The organism is Streptomyces sp. NPDC094147, assembly GCF_044764265.1.
In the GTDB taxonomy this organism is placed as follows: domain Bacteria; phylum Actinomycetota; class Actinomycetes; order Streptomycetales; family Streptomycetaceae; genus Streptomyces.
Genome location: NZ_JBIWHT010000015.1, coordinates 19746 through 37296 on the forward strand (window position 1 = coordinate 19746; position 17551 = coordinate 37296).

The 17551-nt window shown below is 67.4% G+C and carries 18 protein-coding genes, 1 pseudogene, 1 CRISPR repeat array and 1 riboswitch; of the genes and pseudogenes, 13 read left to right on the forward strand and 6 right to left on the reverse strand.

Annotation, left to right across the window (positions count from 1 at the left end; genetic code table 11):
• The first annotated feature begins 27 nt into the window (after nucleotides 1-27).
• The 9 genes and pseudogenes from casA to ACIQ8J_RS21975 all read left to right on the forward strand — a co-directional run bounded on the left by casA (nucleotide 28) and on the right by ACIQ8J_RS21975 (nucleotide 7533).
• On the forward strand, nucleotides 28-1638 hold the full coding sequence (casA, locus tag ACIQ8J_RS21935; RefSeq protein ID WP_403273874.1) for a type I-E CRISPR-associated protein Cse1/CasA: 1611 nt from the start codon (nucleotides 28-30) through the stop codon (nucleotides 1636-1638).
• Nucleotides 1639-1665: 27 nt separating this feature from the next.
• The gene (gene casB / locus ACIQ8J_RS21940) at nucleotides 1666-2340 is read left to right on the forward strand and encodes a type I-E CRISPR-associated protein Cse2/CasB (RefSeq protein WP_403273876.1); all 675 of its coding nucleotides are present in this window, start codon (nucleotides 1666-1668) and stop codon (nucleotides 2338-2340) included.
• A gap of 23 nt (nucleotides 2341-2363) precedes the next feature.
• Nucleotides 2364-3539 carry a type I-E CRISPR-associated protein Cas7/Cse4/CasC gene (gene cas7e / locus ACIQ8J_RS21945; RefSeq protein WP_403273877.1) on the forward strand — a complete coding sequence of 392 codons (1176 nt, stop codon included), beginning with the start codon at nucleotides 2364-2366 and terminating at the stop codon, nucleotides 3537-3539.
• On the forward strand, nucleotides 3536-4360 hold the full coding sequence (gene cas5e, locus ACIQ8J_RS21950) for a type I-E CRISPR-associated protein Cas5/CasD (protein WP_403273879.1): 825 nt from the start codon (nucleotides 3536-3538) through the stop codon (nucleotides 4358-4360). Before cas7e ends, cas5e begins: the two co-directional genes overlap by 4 nt.
• A complete protein-coding gene (locus ACIQ8J_RS21955; RefSeq protein WP_403273881.1) occupies nucleotides 4357-4503 on the forward strand; it encodes a hypothetical protein in 147 nt (48 codons plus the stop codon). The genes cas5e and ACIQ8J_RS21955 overlap by 4 nt, the downstream gene beginning before the upstream one ends.
• A complete protein-coding gene (cas6e, locus tag ACIQ8J_RS21960) occupies nucleotides 4500-5156 on the forward strand; it encodes a type I-E CRISPR-associated protein Cas6/Cse3/CasE (protein ID WP_403273883.1) in 657 nt (218 codons plus the stop codon). The genes ACIQ8J_RS21955 and cas6e overlap by 4 nt, the downstream gene beginning before the upstream one ends.
• Nucleotides 5157-5206: 50 nt before the next feature.
• Nucleotides 5207-6133 carry a type I-E CRISPR-associated endonuclease Cas1e gene (gene cas1e / locus ACIQ8J_RS21965; RefSeq protein ID WP_403273884.1) on the forward strand — a complete coding sequence of 309 codons (927 nt, stop codon included), beginning with the start codon at nucleotides 5207-5209 and terminating at the stop codon, nucleotides 6131-6133.
• A 1-nt stretch (nucleotide 6134) separates the two neighbouring features.
• Nucleotides 6135-6465 (forward strand): annotated as a pseudogene (gene cas2e / locus ACIQ8J_RS21970) (type I-E CRISPR-associated endoribonuclease Cas2e).
• A gap of 19 nt (nucleotides 6466-6484) precedes the next feature.
• A CRISPR array of direct repeats spans nucleotides 6485-7306; the repeat unit is 29 nt; unit sequence GTCCTCCCCGCCGACGCGGGGGTGTTCCG.
• An 89-nt stretch (nucleotides 7307-7395) separates the two neighbouring features.
• A complete protein-coding gene (locus ACIQ8J_RS21975; RefSeq protein ID WP_403273885.1) occupies nucleotides 7396-7533 on the forward strand; it encodes a hypothetical protein in 138 nt (45 codons plus the stop codon).
• Between the two features lie 113 nt (nucleotides 7534-7646).
• On the opposite strand, the gene ACIQ8J_RS21980 is transcribed toward ACIQ8J_RS21975, so the two are convergent.
• The 5 genes from ACIQ8J_RS21980 to ACIQ8J_RS22000 form a co-directional block, all read right to left on the reverse strand.
• Nucleotides 7647-8171 carry a hypothetical protein gene (locus tag ACIQ8J_RS21980; RefSeq protein ID WP_403273887.1) on the reverse strand — a complete coding sequence of 175 codons (525 nt, stop codon included), beginning with the start codon at nucleotides 8169-8171 and terminating at the stop codon, nucleotides 7647-7649.
• A gap of 463 nt (nucleotides 8172-8634) precedes the next feature.
• Nucleotides 8635-8970 carry a hypothetical protein gene (locus ACIQ8J_RS21985; RefSeq protein ID WP_403607926.1) on the reverse strand — a complete coding sequence of 112 codons (336 nt, stop codon included), beginning with the start codon at nucleotides 8968-8970 and terminating at the stop codon, nucleotides 8635-8637.
• 31 nt (nucleotides 8971-9001) lie between these two features.
• Nucleotides 9002-9124, reverse strand: a complete 123-nt coding sequence (locus tag ACIQ8J_RS21990; RefSeq protein WP_403607928.1) for a hypothetical protein — start codon at nucleotides 9122-9124, stop codon at nucleotides 9002-9004.
• A gap of 153 nt (nucleotides 9125-9277) precedes the next feature.
• Nucleotides 9278-10216, reverse strand: a complete 939-nt coding sequence (locus ACIQ8J_RS21995; RefSeq protein ID WP_403607930.1) for a recombinase family protein — start codon at nucleotides 10214-10216, stop codon at nucleotides 9278-9280.
• Nucleotides 10217-10553: 337 nt separating this feature from the next.
• Nucleotides 10554-10799: a DNA-binding protein gene (locus tag ACIQ8J_RS22000; protein WP_403273889.1), complete on the reverse strand. Its 246-nt coding sequence runs from the start codon at nucleotides 10797-10799 to the stop codon at nucleotides 10554-10556.
• 126 nt (nucleotides 10800-10925) lie between these two features.
• Here ACIQ8J_RS22000 and xerC point away from each other — a divergent pair, with 126 nt between their 5' ends.
• The 4 genes from xerC to ACIQ8J_RS22020 all read left to right on the forward strand — a co-directional run bounded on the left by xerC (nucleotide 10926) and on the right by ACIQ8J_RS22020 (nucleotide 17038).
• Nucleotides 10926-12530: a tyrosine recombinase XerC gene (gene xerC / locus ACIQ8J_RS22005; protein WP_403273891.1), complete on the forward strand. Its 1605-nt coding sequence runs from the start codon at nucleotides 10926-10928 to the stop codon at nucleotides 12528-12530.
• Between the two features lie 298 nt (nucleotides 12531-12828).
• Nucleotides 12829-13794: a pirin family protein gene (locus tag ACIQ8J_RS22010; protein ID WP_403273892.1), complete on the forward strand. Its 966-nt coding sequence runs from the start codon at nucleotides 12829-12831 to the stop codon at nucleotides 13792-13794.
• A 117-nt stretch (nucleotides 13795-13911) separates the two neighbouring features.
• Nucleotides 13912-14084: riboswitch (M-box (ykoK) riboswitch) on the forward strand.
• 309 nt (nucleotides 14085-14393) lie between these two features.
• Complete coding sequence (locus ACIQ8J_RS22015) at nucleotides 14394-15740, forward strand: magnesium transporter MgtE N-terminal domain-containing protein (RefSeq protein ID WP_403273894.1); 1347 nt, start codon at nucleotides 14394-14396, stop codon at nucleotides 15738-15740.
• On the forward strand, nucleotides 15737-17038 hold the full coding sequence (locus ACIQ8J_RS22020) for an NRAMP family divalent metal transporter (RefSeq protein ID WP_403273895.1): 1302 nt from the start codon (nucleotides 15737-15739) through the stop codon (nucleotides 17036-17038). The genes ACIQ8J_RS22015 and ACIQ8J_RS22020 overlap by 4 nt, the downstream gene beginning before the upstream one ends.
• A 16-nt stretch (nucleotides 17039-17054) precedes the next feature.
• Here the strand turns inward: ACIQ8J_RS22020 and ACIQ8J_RS22025 are convergent, their stop codons facing one another.
• Nucleotides 17055-17522, reverse strand: a complete 468-nt coding sequence (locus tag ACIQ8J_RS22025; protein WP_403273896.1) for a hypothetical protein — start codon at nucleotides 17520-17522, stop codon at nucleotides 17055-17057.
• Nucleotides 17523-17551: the final 29 nt, after the last annotated feature.

Here is a 17551-nt window from a genome sequence, read left to right on the forward strand (position 1 = left end):
TGGAAGTCCGACCACGGGGGGAGGGGCGTGTCCACGTCTGCGTCCAATCTGATCGACCAGCCATGGATTCCGGTCGCATGGCTGGACGGGAAGTCAGGCCCATCTCACGTGAGCCTCAGAAGCCTGTTCCTGCAGGCCCGAGAGATCCGCACACTGGCGATACCGGAAGCGCCGGCTCACTCTGCGCTGCTGCGCTTGCTGTACGCGCTCACCGCCCGGATCACTGCGCTGGACGAGGCCGGTCCCGGAAGCTGGGGCGATCGGCGGGAAGACATCCTTGTGCAGGGGTTTCCGGAGCAGAGCATCGAACTCCCCGACGGCTGCAAGACTGGCATCGCCGGCTACTTCGAGCAGTGGACCCACCGATTCGACCTGTTCGATCGCGATCGTCCCTGGCTCCAGGACCCTCGCCTCCCCGACCAGTGCGACAGGAGCCAGACCGCCGGGGTCCACAAGCTGGTCATGAGCCGGTCAGCGGGCAACAACCACTCCTGGTTCGGGCACTGGAGTCATGACCAGCTCATACTCCCTAACCTCTCGCAGGCGGCACTGTCGTTGCTGACCTGGCATTACTGGGGAGCTCCCGGCGGTCTCTCGAGGCGTGCGGTCGGCCAGGTGAGCCACCATTATGCGAAGGCTTCACCACTGCGCGCTGCGCTGTCGTATCACCCGGAGTGCGACAACCTTTTCCTGACGCTGCTGGCAGGTCTGACACCGCCGGACGGCGACGTCAGCCGGCAGAGCGACCTGTGTCCCTGGGAGCGCGATGACCTCCCAGACCCGCTCCAGCCGATGCCCGAGCCGCAGGGTCCCTGTTCACGGCTCACCGCCTGTTCACAGCACGCTCTCCAGCTCGTCCCGGACCAGGACGGTGAGCACACCGCCGACGCGTACATCACCTGGGCCTACAACGCCGAACGCATCCGACCGGAAGACGACTACCTGATCTGGGACATCGACAAGGACGGGAAGACCTCCCCCCGGCCCGCAAGCGCCTCCCGGTCTCTGTGGCGGGACGTCGACGCCCTTCTGCTGAAGCAGTTGGACGACTCCAGCCCCATCCAGCCGAAGGTCATGGACCACGCCTTCGACGTCAACGAGTACTTGCGCGTACGCGCGCTCGGCTTCGAACAGGACACCAGCCAGGCGGCCAACCACCAATACGTCGACTCCACGACCCCGGTCCTCCTGTCCCGAGTGGAGGAAGACGTGGTGAGCACAGACCTGCCTGTGCGCCAGCTCCGCGAACTCGGCGAGCTCTTCGGAGACCGGCTGGTGCAGGCCACGAAGGAAGCCTGGCTGAAGTACACGGATGACAAGAAGAACGATCCGGGAGCCTGGCTGGACGCGGTCGCGGCACGGTACTGGCCGTCGGCGGAGGACGAGTTCTGGTCACGATTCCGGCAACTGACCCGCTCTGACGGTGTCGAGGGTTCCGGCTTCGATTTCGACGCCACGTGCAGGGCTTTCGGGCGACACGCGCTCGATGCCTACGAGACGGTGACCGACTCCGTGACGCGCACCCCACGAGGCGCGAAGGCCGTCACCAGGGCGAAAGTGATCCTCCTGGCCGCCCTGAAAGACCCGTACAAGGCGATGGAGCAACCGCAGACGAAACGGGCGGCCAAGAAGTCGTGACCGTCGCCCGCCGACCCGAGGACAGGCATGACCTTCCAAGCCCCTGAGGCGAGCAAGTACCAGAGGAATCGTGCTGGGTACGCCGCATTCACCGCGCGCATCGAACGACTGTGCCGCACCGACCCCGGCGCCCGTGCAGGGCTGCGCGCGGGTCTGCGCCGCGATCTGGACCACCCGCGAGCCCGCGCCATGCACCGGCTGCTGACGCCGCTCCTGCCGGAGGGGTGCGACGACAGGTCAGCGCAGGCACATTACACGGTGGCCGCCCTGATCGCGGCCCAGCCCCGGCACGCCTTCGCGACCGACCAGGAAGACGACGAAGACACCGCCGACGAAGTGGGAGCGGTGACGCAGCAGGTACTTCAGGAGTACGGAGAACCCGACAAGGGGGCCGCCCCGCCCGAGCCCACCCCCTACGGCCCCTCGTTCGGCGCCACGCTGGGCCATGCCGTCATGGCGAAGGGCGCCTCCATGCGGATGAGCGCCGCAGAGAGCCGCATCAACCTCCTGACGCGGCAGAGCATCCGCGGCATCCACCTCCACCTCCCCGCCGCGGTGAACCAGGTACGCACCACCGACGCCACCATCGACTGGGGCCAATTGCTGACAGACCTCGTCGACTGGCCCTACCAGTCCGGGCGCATCAGCCGCCGCTGGCTGCAGGACTTCTACCGGATCACCGCCCGCGCCGACCAGGACTGAACCCCTCACCACAGGAGATCCCGATGGACCGCAAGCCACGCTTCATCGACATCCACGTCGTCCAACCCGTCCCCTACGCCAACCTGAACCGGGACGACACCAACTCGGTGAAAACCATGCTCTACGGCGACGCCCTGCGTACCCGCATCTCCAGCCAGTCCTGGAAGCGGGCCATCCGCGAGCACTTCCAGCACACGCTCGGCGACAACGCGCTGCGCACACGCCGCATCGGCGAGCGGGTCGCCGAAGTGCTGTGCGACCGTGGATGGGATGAGGCCCTTGCCGAACGTGCGGGGGCGCATGTCGCGGCGGGAAGCAGCATCAAGTGGGAGGTGGCCAAAGGGAAAGACAAGCAGCCCCTCACGAACAAAGTCCTGACCAACGCACTTGTCTACCTCCCCGAAGACGCCGTCGAGAAGCTCGCTGACATCGCCGAAACCCACAAGGACGCGCTCACCACGGACTTCACTGGCAAGGGGAAGACCAAGCCCGAGAGCGCCCTGAAAGGAAAGATCGACACGATCCTGACCAAGAGGAACGGGGTCATCAACCTCTTCGGCCGCATGCTGGCCGAGGTCGACCACGCCGGTGTCGACGGTGCCGTCCAGGTCGCGCATGCCTTCACCACACACACCACCGAGATCGAACTCGACTACTTCGCAGCTGTCGACGACGTCACCGCGACGAGGGGCGACGAAACCGGCAGCGGTCACATGGGCACCGCCGAGTTCAGCACCGGCACCCTCTACCGGTTCGCCACCATCGATCTCAAGGAACTCACCAAGAACCTGAGCGACGACAACGACATCGGCCTGGAGGTGGCCCGCGAGCTCGCCGGCCAGTTCCTGCTCTCCTTCATCGAATCGCTACCGCAGGCCAAGAAGAACTCCACCGCCCCGCACACGCTCCCGCACCTGGTCCACGTGGCCGTCCGCTCCGACCGGCCCCTCTCGTTCGCTGCAGCCTTCGAAGAACCCGTACGGTCTGCCGAACACGGCGGCTACGTCGGGCGCTCCGTGCAAAGCATCGACGCCTACTCCAAGGCGGCGAACACACTCCTCGGCCCCGAGCGAGTCCTGCACGCGGCACACGCATCCCTCCACCTCCACAAGCTTGAGCACCTCGGCGAGCGCCACGCGTCCTTCGAAGCTCTCGTCACCACCTCCATCGACATCGCTCTCGCCGGGGCCCCGCAGTGACCGAAATCCCCGCCCGCGGCCTGCTGCTGCGCCTGGCAGGCCCACTCCAGTCCTGGGGCACCCACAGCAAATACCTGCGCCGCGACACAGCCCGATTCCCCACCCGGTCCGGCGTCGTGGGTATGCTCGCCGCGGGTCTCGGACGGGAGCGCCAAGCCCCCTTGGACGACCTCACGGAACTGTCGATGACGGTACGTGTCGACCGACCCGGCGTCGTGCTCTCCGACTTTCACACCGTAGGCGGTGGGCTACCCGCCGATGAGACGGTGATCACCGTTGATGGGGAACGCCGGCCCAAGGGCAAAGGCACTCTGGTCTCCAAGCGTCAGTATCTGGCCGACGCTGCCTTCACCCTCGCGATCACGTCCGACGATGAAGAACTGCTTCACGCATGCGCCGGTGCCCTGCGCGACCCGCACTGGCCCCTCTTTCTCGGCCGCCGGTCCTGCCCGCCAGAGGGCCCGGTTCTGCTGGGAACCGTGGACGATCCGCTGCAGCACCTGGTCCGGATGCCGCTGGCAGCCAAAAGACCGCGCGGCGGCACGCAGCCGATCGAGTTCTACGGCGACAGACCGCTCGGAGTGCTCCCCGTGAACACCGACGCCCCAGACAGCGGTGACGGTGACCACCCCAGCGGCGAAGTCACCGACGAGCCGATCTCGTTCGCACCGCTGGAGCGCCTGTACCGGCCCCGGCCTCTGTACCGGCGTGCCGTGTACCTTCCGGATGCAAGATACGAAGGCTTCGGCACCGGCTACTTGGAGAATCTCCAGAGCTATATCGATGCCCACATCTCCCATCCGGAGAAGAACACCCAGTGACTGCGTGGCTGACCCGCATCGTGCCCTCGCCCACTTCTTCCGAGGCCCGCCGAGCTCTCAGCGGCAATACCCAGGGCAACCTTCATACCCCGCTGCACGAGCAGCTCGTCACCTACGCCACCCAGGAAGAGACCGTCGCGTGACACCCGCAGCCACCCTTGCCCGCATCCGCCTCAATCCTCACAGCCGTGACGTCCAGCGCGACCTGCGGGATGCCACACAGATGCACAAAACTCTCATGCGGCTCCTCCCCGACGGCCTCGGCCCAAGCCCCCGCCACGCGGGCGGGCTGCTCTTCCGCCTGGACCAGACCGACCACGCAACCACCGTCCTGGTCCAGGCCACCCACACCATCGACCCCGCCCGTCTGCCGACGGCCTACGGAACCACCGAACTCAAAGACCTCACACCGATGTTCACCGCCCTACGGCCCGGCCTCGGCGTCCGCTACCGCATCACGGTCAACCCCAGCAAAACCCAACGCCTGCCCCTGGAGCAGAAAGGCAGCCGAGGCAAAATTATCGCCCTGACCGGAGCTGACGCCGACCACTGGTGGCAGCAACGTGCAACCGCCGCCGGCCTGCACCTCAACACACTCGCCCCCACCACTCTCGACTCCGTCCGGCCCCGAGGCAAAGACGCACCCCCCATGCGACACCACCTCACCCGCTACGACGGCACCGCGACGGTCACCGATCCAGATGCTCTCACCCACGCCGTGCTCACAGGCATCGGCCGCGCCAAACCATACGGAGCGGGCCTACTCTCCCTCGCCCCGGCCTCCATCCGCGGCTGAGTGCCCCATACAAGGGCGGCGACCCCCGCCTCGCCGCCCCCGCTCTCGCCATGCTGCCCCGCGTCGCCGACTCACTGTCGTTCCTCTACCTGGACATGGTCCAAGTGGTCCAGGACGACACCGGAGTCTGCGCCCAGATCCAGGTAAACGAAGGCCGCACAGACCTGGTCTACATTCCCACCGCCTCGCTGTCCTGCCTGCTGCTCGGCCCCGGAGTCTCCATCACCACCCGCGCCCTGGCCACACTCGCCCGCCACGGGACCAGCGTCGTATGCACCGGCGCCGGTGGAGTACGCGCCTACGCCGGAATCCTGTCCGACTCCCTCACCACGCACTGGCTCGAACAGCAAGTCCATGCCTGGGCCGACCCCTACAGGCGACTCGACACAGCGGTCCGTACGTACGGGATGCGCTTCACCGACGACGTGCCCCAGAACGTCACCCTCGCCCAGTGGCGCGGCATGGAAGGCCAGCGGATGAAAGCCCTCTACCGCTACCTCGCCCAACAACATGGCATCGGGCGCTTTCGGCGCAACTACCATCCCGACCAGTGGCAGCAACAAGACCCCGTCAACCTCGCCCTGTCCGCAGCCAACACCTGCCTGTACGGGATCGTCCACGCCGCTCTGCTCGCATTGGGATGCTCACCAGCACTCGGCTTCGTCCACGCCGGAACCCAACACGCCTTCGTGTACGACATCGCCGATCTATACAAAGCCGACACGACCCTCCCGGTCGCGTTCTCCCTGCACGAGTCACCCAACCCGGAGCAAGATGCCCGCCGTAAGTTTCGCGAAGGCCTTCGACTTTTCCGCCTTCTGCCCCGCATCGTTGAGGACATCCAAAGACTCCTGACCCCGACTGAAGGGGACACCGAGGAGCGTTCGGAGCGGCAGGACGTTGACATGGTTCATCTTTGGGATCCCAAAGCCGGGGCCCTGCCAGCCGGGGTCAACTACGGCAAGGAGGGCGACTGAAATGCCCTCCATGCTCGTCATCGCCACCACCGCAGTCCCCGACCACCTTCGCGGAGCACTCAGCCGCTGGACCATCGAGGTGGTACCCGGAATCTTCGTCGGTACCGTCTCTGCCCGCGTGCGCGGCGAACTATGGGACGCCGCCACTGCAGTCGTGGGAGACGGCGCCGCAGTCTTGATCCACCCCGCAGCTACTGAGCAGGGCTACGAAATCCGCACCGCAGGAACCCGCCGCCGTGCCCCCCATAGATTTCGACGGCCTCACCCTCATGCGCATGGCCGCCCTAACTCACCAACCCAAATCGGTAAATGAACTGCAAAGCCCCTTCTAGAGCGCAGGTCAGGAAGTGTGTCCTCCCCGCCGACGCGGGGGTGTTCCGTTCGAGCGCGGCCCACACCCCGGTGCCCGGGGGTCCTCCCCGCCGACGCGGGGGTGTTCCGCACATGCCAGCGAACTGGTCCCAGTCGCCGTCGTCCTCCCCGCCGACGCGGGGGTGTTCCGCCGAGGTCGAGTTCACCGAACGCCTCCTCGAAGTCCTCCCCGCCGACGCGGGGGTGTTCCGAGGACGGGGGCGGCGAGTCACGACGCGCGAGCGTCCTCCCCGCCGACGCGGGGGTGTTCCGCTCGGGCCGATCGCGGATGCTCTGACGGGTCGGTCCTCCCCGCCGACGCGGGGGTGTTCCGCAAGGGCCCGATACCGGGCATGCTCAGAATGGGTCCTGCCCGCCGACGCGGGGGTGTTCCGGCCGGCAAAGGGCTCGGCGAGATCGCCCGGACGTCCTCCCCGCCGACGCGGGGGTGTTCCGGCTATGCCGCAGGCATCGGCCCGTCCGGACTGGTCCTCCCCGCCGACGCGGGGGTGTTCCGCCGGTGCGGATCACCCCGCTCAAGGACTGGGCGTCCTCCCCGCCGACGCGGGGGTGTTCCGACGGTTGGACTCACCAGCACCAGCGATCCGGGGTCCTCCCCGCCGACGCGGGGGTGTTCCGCCGCGCCCGAAGGAACCGGAGGCGGTAGTGGTGTCCTCCCCGCCGACGCGGGGGTGTTCCGAACCGCGCGATGGCCAGGACTTCCACGGCCGGGTCCTCCCCGCTGACACGGGGGTGTTCCGGAGAAGGCGTCCTGGTTCCTGCTGAACCTGACGTCCTCCCCGCCGACGCGGGGGTGTTCCGACGACGTCACTGCAGTCATCCACGCCGACGGGCACCGCCGCCGCCTCTACCTGCCCAACCAGACAGGGGAGGCGGCAGTCGAGTTCGTCATGTTCGGCCGACTGAAGAACAACATCCGCCTGATGGTCGTCATGCCCGCAGACATCGCCGATCAGGCCAGCGCAGCCATACCCTCCACCATCCCCAGCGTCTTCGACGGCACTCCCGTACCCCCCGCCTCGGCGTAAGCAGCCGCGGTCTGAGTGAACAGCCGCTCAGCTTGCGTCTTAACCCCGGCCTCGGTCAGTTTTTAGCTGGTCGAGGCAGACAAGAGAGCTCGCACGGAGCTGAGTGCCAGCTCTCAATCTTCATGCGACACACCGAGGTCGTGGCGCATAGCGGTTCTCATGGTTCGGAGCATGTCCCAGACCTCGTACTGAGCCTGGGCCGCGGTCTCCATCGTTTCGCCTGGTCCGGGGGCGGCGCGTTCGAGGCGCTTGACCTGGCCGTAGACCTTGTTCAGGGCTTGGTTGACGACACTCGCTCGCATGAGTACTTCGTCAGGAGCGATCATCTGTGCTTCGGAGTATCGATCACGGTGCGCATTCTTCGCCTCGTCGAGTGCGTCGCTGTCGGCGTCCTCCACGCCGCGTTCCCTCATGACGTGCAGGTGGCGGTTGAGTGCAGTGGTGAACTGCCGGGCATCTCGGTTGAGTTCCACATAGCAGGTGCGCCGCAGGGAACGGTTCTCGCGGATCTCCTCATGGTCTCGAACGAGCTCGATCTCCCGGCGTTTCGCTCGTTCAGAGCCGCGTTGTGTGAGTAGCGCCCCTCCCAGGGTTCCTGCGACGCCTGCCACCGCGATGATCGCTGAGCTGAGATCCACCGACGTACCCCGTGAACTTCTTCGGCCTCGTGCCCGCTACACATGGCCCAGGCCATCAAGTTTGCCGCTCCTCAGTGGCCGGGGTTTGGTGCCCTTCTTGTGGTGGGCGGGACACTATCAGCCTCGCCGGTAGCAAGGACTCTGCCCACATCATGACGGTGGCCGGGCGGCGGTTCTTCGAACCGGGCGGCCGGCCAGGCCCGGGACGAGATGGTTTCGGTGCACTGGCTGGGGAGCCCCGGTCCTCGTGCACAGGTTCCTGAACCCCCGGCGGGCGTGGGCCTGTTCGGCGGAGCCGTTTTCTCCCTGGGTGCCGGAGATCGGTGGCTAGCGGCCGCGCCAGCCGGAGCTGGCTAGAAGCGGCGATCACCAGCCACGGCTACCGGTGGCTCTGACGAAGGCCGCCCTCACGTCCGCTGAAATGCGAAGACGCTGATCAAGTCGGCAGCCTCAGCGACCCGGCTCAGCCGATCACGGACCGCGCAGACAGCACCCCGCCTATGGCGGGCACGAGCCCGGGCTCGAACGGCTCGGCCCCTGTGGCCAGCAGCATCTCCCGTCCGGAGAAAGTGCGCGTCGGGGGCAGCATACTTACGCCGGTGAAGTTGAAGCGGCCAAAGTGCCTGACCACGTAGGCAGTTGCCCCGTTCACGGGCGCTGACCGCGTAAGAGCGGTGAGCTGCTCCGGGCCCAACTCGTGACACAGGCCCCCCGAACAGGCCTCGGAGGTGATCACCTCCGAGGCATGCACCAGGGCGTTGCCCCAGGTGCGGGCCCCGTTGCCAAGGGTGTTGACCACGGTCGAGAGGTCCGCGCCGGGCGCCACCTCCTCAACTACCGTGAGCAACTGCCGAGTTGCCCGGCAGGATGAACTGGGTGTCGACGAGCAGCCCCTGGCCGTCGGAGACGACAAGTCCGCAGTTACTGAACCCCCCGTCTGCACGGTCGTTCATCCGCGCCCAGGTCGTAGCGGACAGCGGGCGCAGGGCAGGGGGGCGGTTACCGCTCGAACATCTCCCTGTTCAACGGGCTCCCACAGCACGACAGCGAAAGGCAACACTCCTCGCGGGAGCATTAGATAAACCACGTTTCAGAGCCGGACTAGGTCACGCTGCGGACTGGCGCCACACGATCCGGAAACGGTTGTGCGGGTCGTTGTTCCCCTCCGGCTGAGGCAGGACCCGGACCTGTTCGATCTCAAGGAGGACGAGTGCCTTCTTCGACGTGTGCGGGACGGTGTTCCACCAGTGGACCAGGTCATGCACCCCGCCAATCGGCAGATCACACATCGGCTCCAAGTACCGCAAGCGGGCCCGAGAAGCGCGCAGATCCTCCTTGTTGGCCTTCTGCGCGGCCAGGAACGCCGACTCGACCATCAGGCCGCGACCGTACAAGTCGCCGATGCTCACGAACCTCACGTCGGCACCCGCGATGTGCTCACGCAGCCGGGAAGCCTCGGCCTCGACGTCTGCTTGCAATGCCTCAAGGCGCTCCTGGGCGCCGGGCTTCAGCATCTCGGCGAGCACCTGCTCGGCAACCGGGTCCTCAAGGCGATCGGCATTCATGCGCACGCTGCCGCACGACGCCACCGTCTCGGTCGGGGGAGGGCACCGGTAAGAAGGAGGAGCGTCGGAGTGCACACGCGCCCCGGTCATCGCTGTCTCACAGTTGTCGCACACGGCGCAGCCGCTGGTGAGGAGGTACTCGTGCGCCTCCCGCCCGGGAGCCCGCTGCGCGCTCCGCTCGTCGTACAACGTCTTCAGTCGACGGAACTGCTCGGGCGTCAGGACCGACTCGTCCCATCCCTCGATGGGCTCGCCTGACGGGTCCAGACCCGCGATGCGCGGATTGGTGAGCAGCCGGTGCAACACCTCGCGGCGCCACGGATTACCCCGGGCAGTGGTGAAGCCTTCCGCATTCATCCAGCTCACCACCGCTCCCTCCGACTGCGGCGGGAGGTCCGGCTGACGTCCGGCATCCGAGGGCTCGCCGAAGAGGCGGGCAACCGCCTTCCTCAGGTTTGCGGCCTCCGCGGGCGCCAGCACTCCTGGGCTCGCATAGCCGTACATCCGTCCCACGCTGACTCCATCCACCTCGGAAGTGCGGTCACCTGCGACTTAGCGACCACGTAGCTCCGGCATAGGCCAATGTATATGTGTGGCCTAGCCGCACATGCCTCCCAGGTGCAGGGGCAGCAGTTTGTGTACACAGTCTTTGCAGGTGAAGGCCCTGCCACCCCTCACTGATGTGACCTGATGCACAACAACCCTTTCGAGGCTCCAAGAGTCCCACGCGCCGTATGCGGCGCTCTGTCCTCATGATGGAGGCGGTGATCCGCACCTCCTGTGACTGGCAGGACGCACATAGGCCGATACGTATCACTCAAGGCGCGACGTCCAGCACCTTCCACAGCGACGCCGTCGAAACCCGCAAGGTATCCCCAGCCGGGAACGTCTTCACCGGGAAAGACCCCGCCTTGATCAACGCGTACGCCTTGTCCTTCCCGATCGTCAGAGCCCGCGCAGCCGTCGACACACTCACCGCCACCGGCAACGCCAGCAGCTCCTCCCGAGACATCCCGCGCTGCGCACGAACCCGCTCACCAGGGGTAGGGACAGATGCGGTCATAGGTGGTCACATTCCTCTTCCCCGCGCCACCTGGCCAGAAGCATACGGCGGTCAAGGAAGCGTCTCCTTCGCTACAGAAAGATCAGGACACGTAAGGACCTCCCAGCTCACCAAGGGGAAACCAGCGTGGCCTTCAGCGGCAGCACCTACCGGCGATGCAAATGCACTGAGCCCAAGACCGACGACACGGGGCAACCACTGCTCGAAGCCGCCGGCAAACCTAAAGTCCGTGAACTTGGCTCCGCATGCCCCGACCTGAACAAGCGCGGCCACGGCTCCTGGTACTACTACCTCAAATTTCCCGACGGCCCCCGCGGCGAACGCCGACGCCCCCGCAAAGGCGGCTTCCTCACCCAGAAGAAGGCCGAGGAAGAAGCGCAAAAGCTTTGGAATGAAGCGCAACAGGGCATCGACGTCGACTCGAAGGAGACTGTTGCTGCGTACCTGCACCGTTGGCTAGCCACACGCGTCGACCTTAAACGCAGCACCCGCGGCGACTACATCGGCATCCTCGAACGGGTCTTCATCCCTACCCTCGGCCACCTAGCCATGAGGGAACTGCGAACCCGACACATCCAGGCCGTGTTTGAAGACATCTGGGCAGCAAACGCAGTCAAGGCACAAAACCGCCAGACCGCAGACCTGGCCAAAGCCATATGCGAAGCTGCGCACCGGAAGTGGAAGACAGCAGCCAAGCCTCGCCCGCCCCATCTTCGCCAAACCTGGAACGAAGCGAAGGCGGCTCTACACGAATCCCAGGCCAAGCCTCGAAAGGAAACCGGACCCGGGACCCAGCTCAAGTTCCTGGATACTCTCTCCAGCGCGCTCAAGGCGGCAGTCAGAGAGAAACTGATCACTGAGAACTGGTGTGACCACGTCACACTCCCGAAGTACGAGAAGCCCCAGCCCCTGGTTTGGACTGACGAACGTGTTGCCCGCTGGCGTGAAACAGGCGATGTCCCGGGACCCGTCATGGTCTGGACCCCCGAGATCACTGGCGAGTTCCTTGATTCAGCAGTCGACCACCGCCTGTACGCCATGTTCCATCTCATGGTCTTCCGCGCACCCCGTCGCGGCGAGGCAACGGGACTCCCTTGGGCCGAAGTCGACATGACCAGAGGGACCGCCCACATCGTGGACACCCTGGTCAGCAACTCGGCCTACGAAGTCTGGGAAGAAACCACCAAAAGCCGAGCTGGCAACCGCACCATCACGCTGGACTCCGCCACCTTTGCCCTGATGACAGCCTGGCGTGACGTACAGCAAGAGCAGCGTACTCAATGGGAAGCGAAGCACCGCAAGGATCCGACCAAGTACGGACCATACGTCAACTCTGGGTACGTCTTCACGGCACCAGACGGCCAGCCCTGGCACCCCGACAACGTTTCCAAGGCCTTCAGCCGACTCATCCAGAGGCTTGGACTACCGCCCATCCGTCTCCACGACCTACGCCACCGCGCCGCGTCATTCAGCCTCGCCGCTGGCCTCTCAATGAAGGCCATTCAAGCCCTGCTCGGCCATGCCTCCTTCTCGCTGACCGCCGACACTTACACGAGCCTCATGCCGCAATTCGCGAAGGCAGAGGCGGAAGCCACCGCCGCAATAGTGCCCCGCAGGAGGGCACCTGGCACTCCCTCTGACCCAGACGCTAAGCCCACACCAGCGAGGCAAAGGGAACCGAGGTTCACGCTCGTCCCCTCAAACCCCTCCGGTAGTCGACTCGCAGCGTGAGCCAGCGATGTCGTGGTGGGAGGGTCGTTGAGGCAGGCCGCCGGACCGGATGTCCGCTAACCAGCGTCTGGGGGACAGACGGGGGACAGAAGGCTACGGACAAAGAGGGAAGGACAAGGGCATGCGAGGACCGGATCTTGGCGTGAGGAGTCCGGCGGCTCCGGATCTGCAGCCGGCGAGTCGGCCCAGCCGTCGGTCTTGACCTGCTGAAACACGGGCGTTTGCCGGGCCGTGCCGCGTACTGACCCGCTTTGCAAGGGTCATGGGGACACGTGCCCGAAGCGAGTAGGTTGACCGCATGAGCAATCTCGATCGCCAGCCCGCGCTCTCCGTCTGCGGCGGACGCGGCTTCGTCGTCGCCGAGCCGGTGCGCGAGCTCCTCTCGCCCCGCACGGTCAAGCTCGGCGAGTCCACCGAGGTGCGCAGGCTGCTGCCGAACCTCGGCCGCCGGATGGTCGGCGCCTGGGCGTTCGTCGATCACTACGGCCCCGACGACATCGCCGACGAACCCGGTATGCAGGTGCCGCCCCACCCGCACATGGGCCTGCAGACCGTCAGCTGGCTGCACCAGGGCGAAGTGCTGCACCGCGACAGCCTGGGCAGCCTCCAGACCGTACGCCCCAGGGAACTCGGCCTGATGACGTCGGGCCGGGCCATCAGCCACTCCGAGGAAACCCCCAAGTCGCACAGCCGGTTCCTGCACGGAGCACAGCTGTGGGTCGCCCTGCCCGACGCCCACCGCGACGTCGAGCCGCACTTCCAGCACCACGCCGAGCTGCCGCACGCCACCGCGCCCGGCGTCGACGCCACGGTGCTCCTGGGCGAGTTCGACGGCGCCACCTCGCCCGGCAGCACCTACACCCCGATCGTCGGCGCCGACCTCGCCCTCACGGCGGGCGCTGAGGCGCGGCTGCCGTTGAACCCCGACTTCGAGTACGCGGTGCTCGCGATGTCCGGCGAGGCCCACGTGGACGACGTACCGGTACTCCCCGGCTCGATGCTCTACCTCGGCTGCGGCCGCACCGAACTCCCGCTCCGCGCCGCCTCCGACGCGGCCGTGATGCTGCTCGGCGGCGAGCCGTTCGAGGAGGAGATCCTGATGTGGTGGAACTTCATCGGCCGTTCGCAGAGGGACATCGAGGAGGCGCGGGAGGCCTGGATGTCGGGCTCGCGCTTCGGTGAGGTGAAGGGGTACGACGGGGGTCCGATCCCGGCCCCCGAGCTGCCGCTGGTGCCGCTGAAGCCGCGAGGGCGGGTGCGCTGACCCGGGACTGCGCCATGGGTGGCGAACGGCCCGCCGCGGCTGCCGCGGTGGGCCGGATCGCGCCACTCGGTTGGCGTGCATCCACGGCTGGGGCGTAGGGTTCGCACCGTTGTTTTCAAGGCACCTCGTTCGGTGAGGCGTCTTCACGGACACAGGCCACTGATCCCACCCGTCGAGAGACGCTCCCGATCAGGCCAGGTCTCCCCGGCTCAAGGGGTGATCCCAAGTGGCTTCCCCCGCAAGGGGATTACGCCGTGGAGTGCCAAAGCTCTGACGAGTTGGGGTGAGCCGGTCTAACGGGTCCGGAGCCCCCTGCCGCGATGCCGGAGCGCCTGCGCTCACGACCCGGGGGAGGCGAGATGGACAGTAGTCCGGGCCACAGTCGGCCCCACCATCCGTGTTCCTCGCCGTCTCTTCGCGGCGCCAGGTAGCCACAGCCACGCGTGACCTGCCCGTCTGCCGCCGACCGTACTCGTGTGCGGACCGGCGGAGCGCGCCCGGTCCCGGCGGCTCGTGTGTCGACGCGCGTCCTGGTGCTGCCCGGTTCCCCGCCGTGTCGGGGCCAGGGGGTGTTCACTCTGTCTGCCAACAATCTGCTCATGACCACATCCGCACGTCTGCGTGACCGTCGGGTCCAGCTCGCACGCCGTGCCACCGCCTCTAAGGCGGTGCGCGGCTCCCTCGTGTCCGTGGCCGGCCTGGTCGGCGGCCCCGTCACCAACCAGGCCGGCGACGACGTCGGACGCGTGGTCGACGTGGTCGCCCGGCTGTACGGCACGGACCCCTATCCGCCGGTGACCGGACTGGTCGTCCGGGTCGGGCGCCGAAGCGCGTTCCTCCAGGTCGACGCCGTCGAAGAGGTCAACGCCGGACAGGTCCGGCTGCGGACCGCACGGATGGACCTGCGCGAGTACGAACGCCGCCCCGGCGAAGTACTGCTGGCCCGCGACGTGCTCGACCACCAACTGGTGGACGTCGACGGCATCCAGGTCACCCGCGCCGCGGACCTCTACCTCGCGCCCCTGGCCGAGCGCATCGTGCTGGTGGGCGTGGACGTCTCGCTGCCCACACTGCTGCGCAGGCTGGGGCCGCGGCGCTGGCAGGCTCGGCCCACCCCGGAGCGGGTGCTGGACTGGCAGGCGGTGGCCCCGTTCGCCGAACACGCCACCGAAGGACCGGCCCAGGTCCACCTGCGCGGCACGCGCTCCTCGCTGCACCAGCTGAGGCCCGCGGACCTGGCCGACGTACTGGAGGACCTGGGCCGCGCCGAGCGACAGCAGCTGCTGGCCTGGCTGGAACCCGGTCACGCTGCTGACGCCCTGGAGGAGATGGAACCCGGCGAACTGGAGAACCTGCTCCGCGAGGCCGGACCCGCCTACGCAGCGCGGATGCTGGGGGAAATGGAACCCGACGAGGCCGTCGACGCACTGCGCGACCTCGGCGCGGACGAGCGCGAGACCCTGCTCGACCAGATGCCCCCGCCCCAGGCCACCGGCCTGCGCGGACTGCTGGCCCGCCCCGAGGACACCGCGGGCGGCGCCATGACCACTCGGCTCGTCACCGCCCTGCGGGAGCACACCGTCGCCCAGGTCCGCGGACAGCTCGCCGAACAGTCCGAGCACCGTACCGAGATCGACGCCGTGGCCGTCCTGGACGGCGACGGTCGGCTGATCGCGGACATCCCGCTGTTCCACCTCACGGTCGCCGAGGACAGCACGACCATGGGCGACGTCGTGGACTGGCTCGCCCAGTTCGGAACGCAGGTCGTCGTCGGCCCCGACACCCCCGTCGACGAGGTGGCCGACCACCTGCTCGCCTCGCGCGCCTCCTCCCTCCTGGTCGTCGACGAGAACGAGAGCCCGCTGGGGCGCATGCTCGCCGACGACATCCTCGACGCCCTCCTGCCCGAACGCGGGCGCCGCCACTTCCGGAGGTTCTTGCAGTGACCCGCGACGCGGACACCTTCACATCGGACACCGCTCCGGACGGCGCGAGGGAGCCCGAACCCAGAAAGGGCTGGAAGCGCATCGCCGCGGTGGCGGCGATCGCCGGCCCCGGACTGGTGGCCGCCAACGCCGGCAACGACGCCGCCGGTATCGCCACCTACGCCTCGGCGGGCTCGCAATTCCTCTACGGCACCCTGTTCTTCATGGTGCTGGTCACGATCGCCCTGGTCATGGTCCAGGAGATGGCGGTCCGGCTCGGCGCCTACACGGGCAAGGGGCTGGGCGCCTTGATCCGCGAACAGTTCAGCCTGCGCCTGACCGCACTGGCGGTGTTCTGCCTGCTGCTGGCCAACACCGGCCTGGTGGTCTCCGAATTCGCCGGAATCGGCGCCGCCTTCCAACTCCTCGGCGTACCTAAATGGGCCGTCATCCCCCCGGCCGCGCTGCTGCTGTGGGCCCTGGTGCTCTTCGGGTCCTACCGCTGGGCCGAGCGGATCTTCCTGATCATGTCCCTGGCGTTCTTCGCCTACCCCGTCGCGATGGTCCTCGGACACCCCGACTGGGGCCAGGTGGGCACCAACCTGGCCATCCCCCACATGGAGGGCAGTCAGGCGTTCATCCTGCTCGCGGTCGCGCTGATCGGCACCACCGTCAGTCCGTACATGCAGTTCTACGCCGCCGCCGGCGTCGTGGACCGCGGCGCGAAACCCGAGGACTACAAACTGATCCGCGCCGACGCCGTCCTCGGCGCGGTCTTCGCCTGTCTCATCAGCCTGACCATCATCATCGCCACCGCGGCCGCCATCGGCGGCACCGGCCCCCTGCAATCCGCCGCCCAAGCCGCCGAAGCACTCAAACCCGTCGCGGGACAAGGCGCCGAACTCCTCTTCGCGTTCGGCCTGATCGGTGCCTCCGCCCTGGCCGGAGCCGTCGTCCCGCTGTCCGCCAGTTACGCGGTGGGCGAGGCCGCCGGAGTCGAACGTTCCGTCTCCCGCCGCTTCCGCGACGCGCCCCTGTTCCTGGGCCTGTTCACCGCCCAGATCATCCTCGGCGCCGCCGTCGCCCTCACCCCCGTCAACGTCATCCAGCTCCTCATCGGTACCCAGGTGCTTCAGGGCCTGATCAGCCCCGTCGTCCTGGTCTACCTGCTGGTCCTCACCAACCGCCGATCCGTCCTGGGCGCCGCCGCCAACGGCCCCCGCTACCGCATCGCCGCCACTCTCGTCGTCCTCGCCGTCGCCGCCATGTCCACCATCCTTCTCGTCCAGACCCTCCTGAGCTGGATCGGCTGGGCCTGACCCGCGCCGAGCGCACTCAACCCTGGCTGTGGCGCGCCTCGGCCGCGTCGACGAGGAGGGCGGCGACGTCGTGGGGCAGGCCGAGGCGGCCCACGATCCAGGCGGTGTCATGGCCGTGGAGTGCGAGGACCCACGCCATGTAGAGGCGATTGAGGTCCGGGGCGTCGGGGCCCAGCAGCAGGGGGCGGACGGCTTCCATCGGGAAGCCGTCCAGCGTCCGGGCGGTGAACCAGGACGCGTCCACCGACTCCGGGGATACGGAGGGCTGGTGGCGTACCGCGATCCTGCGATGCCGGTGAGCCAGGACGGCGGTCATGGCGAGGACGGCGATGGACACGCCGAGCAGGAAGCCCGTGATCCCGGGGCGCAGCCCGGACGGGGCAAGACGCAGCGCGGTGAGCTCCAGGGCGGCCACCAGGAATACCGCCAGCAGGACGGCACCCTCCCGGCCTTCCCGGGAGTGGGGGCGATGGGTCGTGATCACGGTGTTCTCCTTCCCAACTGCCGTGCCAC